The following is a 6,778-nucleotide window of genomic DNA, read 5'->3' as shown; positions in this document are numbered from 1 at the left end:
CCCCGGCCCGGTCCCCGGTCCCCGGCCCGGTCCCCGGTCCCCGGCCCGGTCCCCGGTCCCCGGCCCGGTCCCCGGTCCCCGGCCCGGTCCCCGGTCCCCGGCCCGGTCCCCGGTACAGGACCAGCCCCTGGCCCCGCCGCGCCGGCCCGCGCGACGATGTGCGGGGCCTGCTCGCCCCCGTCGGCCTCAAGAACGCGCTCGCCCGATGCATCACCCACTGATGGCTCGAGCTGTAGCGCGGCGTGTTCTCGCGTCCGGACCAGCCGGTCAGTGGGATGCGGGCCTGCTCGTGTCCCGTTCGCCGGCCTGTGCCGTCGGTGCGGGCCGGCCGCAGCCGAAGGCGGACTCCACGAAGCACTGGTGGTATGCGGCGCGCGCTCCCTGGTGCAGGGCGCGTTGCAGCGCTGAAGCGACCGGCGGAACCTGACGGGACCATCCGTCGTGGAGGAGTGACACGATGAACCCGGCGAGGAAGGCGTCTCCGCAGCCCATCGTGTCGGACATGGCCCCGGGGTCCGCGGCGCGGGTCGGTGCGGCGGCGGTGACGCGGCCGTCGTGCGCGATCGCCCCGTCGAGGCCACGGGTGGCCAGCGCCATGCCCGCGCCCCGCTCTGTCGCCTCGGCGAGCAGCGTGCCCGTGGCGGCCTCGTCCAGGTGCGAGCAGGAGAACAGGGCCAGGTCCACATGGGGGCAGACGCGTTCGAGGTACTCGGGTGTGCGGTACTCGTCCTCGTCGGAGAAGTCGAAACTGATGAGCGGTCCGGCCGCGGCGAGCCGGGGGAGTTCGGCCTCGGTACCGGAGTAGACGCTGGAGTGGACGAGCGTGAACGACGCCGCGTAGGCCAGCAGGCCGGGGTCGAGGACGAGTGGTTCGCGGACGGTGTCGCCGCCGGGGTCGTAGCCGAGGAAGACCCGGTCGCCGTCCTGTACGTGCAGGGTGGAGACCGAGGTCGTGCCGCGGCGCACGACGCAGCGGTCCACGGCGACGCCCTGCTCGGCCACGGCCGTGCGCAGGAAGGCGGCGAGGTCGTCGTCGCCGAACACTCCCAGATAGGCGGCGTCCAGGCCGAGCCGGTGGGCGTAGACGGCGACGTTGACACAGTTGCCGCCCGGGTAGTCGGTGCCGCGGTCCACGAAGCGGTCGATGGTGTTGTCGCCGAAGCCGAGGACGTTCATCAGGGTCTCCCGAGGCGCGGACGCGGCGCGCGGGGGAGCGCGGCGCCCGCCATGGGCGCGCCGGTGCCAGGGCACCGGCGCGCGGGGTGGATGGACGAGGGGAACCGGTCGGGCGGGTCAGTAGTCCATGACGCGGTAGTAGCGGCGCAGGTCGAGGGAGTGGTCGCGGACCCGCTCGAGGTGCTTGCTGACCCGGTCCATCACGGTGTCCATCACCAGCGGGGCGAGGAGTCCGCGGAACTGGGGGCTGATGCCCTCCAGGGGATAGTCGCGGGTGTCGAAGACGGTGACGTTCTTGGAGACGCGCTGGGCGAAGACCTCTGCCCGGTCGGTCAGGGCCCGGGTCTCGTCCTCCCCCTGGAAGACGATCACGCTGGTGTCCTCCTCCAGGAGTTCCAGCGAGCCGTGGAAGAATTCCGCGCTGTGCACCCGGGTGGTGCGCAGCCACTGCATCTCCTCGAGGATGCACATGGAGTACAGGTAGGTGAATCCCCACAGGTTTCCGCCGCCGATGAGGAAGTGGTAGGCGTCGTCCTTGTGGGCCTCCGCGAAGGCCGCCGCCACCGGCTCGGCCTGCCGGGCGACGTCCACCAGGACGCGGGGCAGGCCCGCGAGTTCGTCGGCGAGGCGCTCATAGCCTTCGAACTCGCCCCGCCGGGAGAGCAGCCGGCCCATGAACAGGAGCATCTGGACGTCGAACGGCCAGGCCTTGGGCTCGGAGATCAGCGCGGTGTCGACGGCCTGGGCGATGGGGGAGTCGGCGATGCCGGTGAAGCCGATCGTGTGGGCGCCGAGGGACTTGCAGTGGTCGATGGCGCGGAGGCTGTCCTCGGTGGTGCCGGAGACGGAGGTGAAGACGGCGGCGGTGCGCTCGCCGAGGCGGGCGTCGCCGGAGACGACCAGCTCGGCGGCGACGGCGGCCCGCACCGGCAGCAGCGAGGTGCGGCGGGCGAGGTGCTCGTAGGGCCACATCTGCGCGTACGTCCCGCCCGCGCCGACGAGGAGGACGTTGTCGTACCCGTCGTCGATCAGACGGTCGACGAGCTTCTCGATCCGGGGGCGCAGCGTGACGAGGCTTTCCGTCTGGGAGACGAACTCGGCTTCGTTGAACTTGAGCACGGTGATCTTTCCTTTGGAGGTTGTTCCGTACCGGCCGGCGGGCGCCGGTGAGCCGGTGTCCGAGAGGCGCGGTGGACCGGATCGGTCAGACCGCGCGGCGCCGGGAGAACAGGACGTTCGCTCCGGCGATGACCAGGCCGCCGACGAAGATCAGCGTCCCCATGACGTTGACCTGCGGGGGCACGCCGGTACGGCTGGCGCTGTAGACCCACAGCGGGAAGGTGACCGTACGGCCGGCGTTGAAGCTCGTGATGACGTAGTCGTCGATCGACAGGGCGAAGCACAGCAGGGCGCCGGAGGCCACGCCGGGCAGCAGGACCGGCAGGGTGACCAGACGGAACGCCGTCCAGGGACCCGCCCCCAGGTCGCGGGCGGCCTCCTCCAGCGTCGGGTCGTGGCCCGCCATGCGCGCCCGGACGGTGATCGCGACGTACGGGATGCAGAACGCCACGTGCGCGACGACGACCGTCCAGTAGCCGCGGGGCACCCCCGCGACGATGAACAGCGACAGCAGGGCGGCGCCGAGCGCGATCTCCGGTGCCGCGATGGCGGCGAACATCAGCAGGTCCACGGAGCCCCGGCCGCGGAAGCGGTAGCGGCCGAGCGCCAGTCCGATCGGGGTGCCCAGGAGGGTGGCGACCACGGCGACGACCAGGGCGATGGTGAGGCTGTTGACCAGTGCGGCGGTCAGGTTGGGGATGGCGAACAGATGCCGGTACCAGTCCAGGGTGAAGCCCTGCCAGGTGAAGTTCACCTTGCTGCCGGTGTCGTTGAAACCGAACAGGACCATCACGGCGATCGGCAGCATCAGCCAGCCCAGCACCAGCGCGGTGTACACGGTCAGCGTGGGGCGGCGGCGCGCACGCCGGGTGCGACGCGACCGCGGTGCGGCGGGTGTGTCGACCGCGGGGGCGGCGGTTTCCGTGGTCATCGCGCGGCCACCTCCAGGACCTCGTCGGTGCCCAGGGCCCGGGCGTAGGTGAACACGGCCAGCAGCAGCGCGCCCATGAGGACGAAGGACAGAGCGGCGGCGCCGGGGTAGTCGAGGTTGGTGAAGTACTCCGTCTGGATGATGTTGCCGATCATCGTCGTGGAGGGGCCGCCGAGGATGCCGGCGTTGACGTAGTCGGCAGAGGCGGGCACGAAGGTCAGCAGCACTCCGGCGAAGACGCCGGGCAGCGACAGCGGCAGCACCACGCGCAGGAAGGTCGCCGCCCGGGAGGCGTACAGGTCGGTCGAGGCCTCGATCACCTTGGGGTCCACCCGGTCCAGGGCCACGTAGACGGGCAGCACCATGAACGGCAGGAAGTTGTAGGTCAGTCCGCCGATCACCGCGTAGGGCGTGGCCAGCAGGTGGAAGTCGTCGGAGAGCAGGCCGATGTCCTTCAGCGGTCCCAGCAGGACGCCGTGGTCGGCGAGCACCACGTTCCAGGACTGGGTGCGGATGACGAAGGAGACGAAGAACGGCAGCAGGAGCAGGAAGAGGAACACCGACTTGTGCCGGCCGGCCCGGAAGGCGATCCAGTAGGCGACCGGATAGCCGATGAGGGCGCAGGAGACGGTGGCTGCCGCGCCGTAGACCAGGGACCGCACCAACTGCACGTGGTAGGTGCGCACCACGTCGGCGTAGGTCTGGAAATGGAAGGTCTGGCGGAAGCCGTCGATGAAGTCGCCGGTCTGCAGCGACAGGGACACCATCACGATCACGGGGGCGACGAAGAAGGCCGCCAGCCACAGCCAGCCCGGCAGGATCATCCAGTAGGGGGCCAGCGCGGCCCCGGGACGCCCGCGGCGGCGCCGGGTCAGGCCTGGTAGATCGGTTCGAACAGCGCGTTCCACTGCTTCTCCTCCTCTTCGTCGAGCACCCGCAGGTGGCGCAGCCTGGCTTCGTCGGCCTCGGTCGGGAAGACCAGAGGGCTGGTGCTCAGGGCCTCGAGCACGGTGCGCCGCTCGCCGGTGGCGGCGGCCGCGTCGCGGGCGACGACCGCCTGCGCGTCGGGGACGGGGCAGACGAACTGCACGGTCTCGCTGATCCGCGCGGCGACCTCGGGCCGGTAGGCGTAGTCCATGTAGGTCAGGGCGTCGACGGGGTGGGCGGCCGTCGACGGGATGCAGAGGTTGTCGGTCCACAGCAGACCGCCTTCCTCGGGGATGACGAACTCCAGCGCCGAGCCGCTCTGGTTGGCCTGGAAGACGTCGCCCGAGTAGACGAGCGAGGCCGCCAGGTCGCCGCGCTGGAGCGAGGACTGGTAGGTGGCGGTGCTGTAGGAGCGGACCATGCCGGCGTCGCGCTGCCCGCGCAGCCAGGCCGCCGCCTTGCGCCAGTCGGCGGGGGTGGAGGTCTCCGGGTCGACACCGACGGCCAGCAGGGCGATGTTGCCCATCTGCACCGCGTCGTTCCACATGCCGACCCTGCCGCGCAGCTTCGGGTCGAGCAGGTCCTGCCAGCTGGTGATCTCCCGGCCGACCTGGGCCGGGTCGTAGCCGATGCCGGTCATGCCGGACTGCCAGGGGACGGTGTAGACGTTGCCGGGGTCGAAGGAGCTGTTCTTGAACGCGGCCCCGCCGTACTGGGCGAAGTGGGGCAGCCGGCTGTGGTCGAGAGGGGCGAGGTAGCCGAGCTGGATGTACTTGGTGAGGTAGCTGTCGCCGCCGACGACCATCAGGTCGTAGCCGATGCCCTGGCCGGAGGCGAACTCGGGCTGGATCCTGCCGAACCAGGAGGCGCTGTCGTCGATCAGCTCGCTGTAGGCGACCTCGATGCCGCTGGCGCGGGTGAAGGCGTCGAGGGTGGGGTGTCTGCTCTGGTCGGCGGGGTCGACGTCGATGTACTGCGTGTAGTTGACGAAGTCCAGCTTTCCGGACCCCTTCTTCCCGGTCCAGAAGTCGCTGACGGCCGCGGCGATCTCCGCCTCGCCGGTGGGGACGTGGACGCGGGCGCCGGGAACGCTGCACGCGGCGAGCGGGGCCAGCGCGGCGGCGCCGAGCGCGGCGCGCAGCAGACCGCGCCGGGTACAGCCGTGCGGGGCCGGTCCGCGCCGCCGGGGCGCGAAGGGTGTGGAGTACTCGGGCATGGTGGTCTGCCTGTCGTCAGCGCGAGGTGAGGGAAGCCGGGTCCGCGGCGGTCGCCGCGGGTGCGGGTGCGGTGGTGAGCAGGTAGGAGTGGTCGACGGCCCAGGAGAGCCAGACGGTGTCGCCGCGGGCGGGGCTGACGGAGGCGGTGCCGTCGTTGGGCTGGAAGACCGTCATCTCCGCACCCGCGGCGGTGTCCACCGTGTAGCTGGTGGAGGTACCGAGGTAGACCACCTCCCGGACGGTGCCGCGGACGCGGCTGGCGGTGTCGGCCGGCCCGGCGGTCAGCGTGATCTTCTCCGGCCGCACCGTGAGCTCGACGGCCGACCCGGCGGTGCGGGACCCGCGCAGGGGGACGGTGACGCGCTGGCCGTCGCCGAGGTCGAGCACCCCGGTCTCCGCTCCCACGGAGGTCAGCCGTCCGCCGATCAGGTTGGACGTGCCGATGAAACCGGCGACGAACGCGGTGGCGGGCCGTTCGTACACCTCGCGGGGAGGGGCGACCTGCTCGACCAGGCCGTGGTTCATCACCGCGATCCGGTCGGACATGGTGAGGGCCTCGGCCTGGTCGTGCGTGACGTAGATGAAGGTGATGCCGACCTCGCGCTGGATCCGCTTGAGCTCCAGCTGCATGGACTGGCGGAGCTTCAGGTCGAGGGCGCCGAGGGGCTCGTCCAGCAGCAGCGCGCGGGGGCGGTTGACCAGGGCGCGGGCGAGTGCGACGCGTTGCTGCTGGCCGCCGGAGAGCTGGCGGGGACGGCGGTCGGCCTTGTCGGCGAGTTCGACGGTGTGCAGCATCTGCTGGACCCGGTGGCGGATCTCGTCCTTGGGCACGCGCTTGCGGCGCAGCCCGAACGCCACGTTGTCGGCGACGCTGAGGTGCGGGAAGAGGGCGTAGGACTGGAAGACCATGTTGATGTCGCGCTTGTCGGCCGGCACACCGACCATGTCCCGGCCGTGCAGCAGGATCTGTCCGCGGGTCGGTTCCTCGAAGCCGGCGATCATCCTCAGCGTGGTGGTCTTGCCGCAGCCGGAGGGGCCCAGCAGCGAGAAGAACTCGCCTTCGCCGATGGAGAGGTCGACGCCGCGGACGGCTGCCGCGTTCCGGTTGCCGCCGAAGTCCTTGGCCACGTCGATGAGCGCGATGGCCGGTCCTGCGGCCGGTGGCGGCGAAAGGGTGTCGGTTGCCATCCGTGAGACCTCCGGTGTTCGGGGCGTGGAATCGGTGCCGCCAGGGGCGGGGGCGTGCCGTGGTCGGCCCGGGGGAAAAGGCAGGTGAGCGGGTGCCGGTGAGAGTTGATAACGTTACCAACGGACCCGTACCTTACCCACCGGCAGCCGCCGTCCGTCAATGGTTGAATGGCGCCGGATTTCATCGACCCGTTCCTCGGCGTCCGCCCAGTCGCCACTC

Annotated in this window: 6 protein-coding genes; all 6 read right to left on the bottom strand. The window is 71.2% G+C overall.

What is annotated here, in order from left to right; translation table 11 throughout:
- Positions 1-267 precede the first annotated feature (267 nt).
- Positions 268-1,176: a PfkB family carbohydrate kinase gene (locus ACIP67_RS38605; protein ID WP_401698277.1), complete on the bottom strand. Its 909-nt coding sequence runs from the start codon at positions 1,174-1,176 to the stop codon at positions 268-270.
- A gap of 117 nt (positions 1,177-1,293) precedes the next feature.
- On the bottom strand, positions 1,294-2,295 hold the full coding sequence (locus tag ACIP67_RS38600; RefSeq protein ID WP_401698276.1) for an SIS domain-containing protein: 1,002 nt from the start codon (positions 2,293-2,295) through the stop codon (positions 1,294-1,296).
- 85 nt (positions 2,296-2,380) lie between these two features.
- Positions 2,381-3,226, bottom strand: a complete 846-nt coding sequence (locus ACIP67_RS38595) for an ABC transporter permease (RefSeq protein WP_401698275.1) — start codon at positions 3,224-3,226, stop codon at positions 2,381-2,383.
- Positions 3,223-4,134: an ABC transporter permease gene (locus ACIP67_RS38590; RefSeq protein ID WP_401698274.1), complete on the bottom strand. Its 912-nt coding sequence runs from the start codon at positions 4,132-4,134 to the stop codon at positions 3,223-3,225. The genes ACIP67_RS38595 and ACIP67_RS38590 overlap by 4 nt, the downstream gene beginning before the upstream one ends.
- A complete protein-coding gene (locus ACIP67_RS38585) occupies positions 4,098-5,369 on the bottom strand; it encodes a spermidine/putrescine ABC transporter substrate-binding protein (protein WP_401698272.1) in 1,272 nt (423 codons plus the stop codon). Before ACIP67_RS38585 ends, ACIP67_RS38590 begins: the two co-directional genes overlap by 37 nt.
- A 16-nt stretch (positions 5,370-5,385) precedes the next feature.
- Entirely contained in the window at positions 5,386-6,558 is a 1,173-nt protein-coding gene (locus ACIP67_RS38580; protein WP_401698271.1) for an ABC transporter ATP-binding protein, read from the bottom strand.
- Between the last annotated feature and the right edge of the window lie 220 nt (positions 6,559-6,778).

Source organism: Streptomyces sp. NPDC088812 (assembly GCF_044750285.1).
Lineage (GTDB): Bacteria > Actinomycetota > Actinomycetes > Streptomycetales > Streptomycetaceae > Streptomyces.
The sequence above is the reverse complement of the archived record's forward strand: the minus strand, read 5'-3'. Positions and strand labels throughout refer to the sequence as shown.

What these genes read in the sequence shown, in the direction of transcription:
- ACIP67_RS38605 (WP_401698277.1), bottom strand. Translation starts at nt 1,176, where the DNA reads ATGAACGTCCTCGGCTTCGGCGACAACACCATCGACCGCTTCGTGGAC.
- ACIP67_RS38595 (WP_401698275.1), bottom strand. Translation starts at nt 3,226, where the DNA reads ATGACCACGGAAACCGCCGCCCCCGCGGTCGACACACCCGCCGCACCG.
- ACIP67_RS38585 (WP_401698272.1), bottom strand. Translation starts at nt 5,369, where the DNA reads ATGCCCGAGTACTCCACACCCTTCGCGCCCCGGCGGCGCGGACCGGCC.
- ACIP67_RS38580 (WP_401698271.1), bottom strand. Translation starts at nt 6,558, where the DNA reads ATGGCAACCGACACCCTTTCGCCGCCACCGGCCGCAGGACCGGCCATC.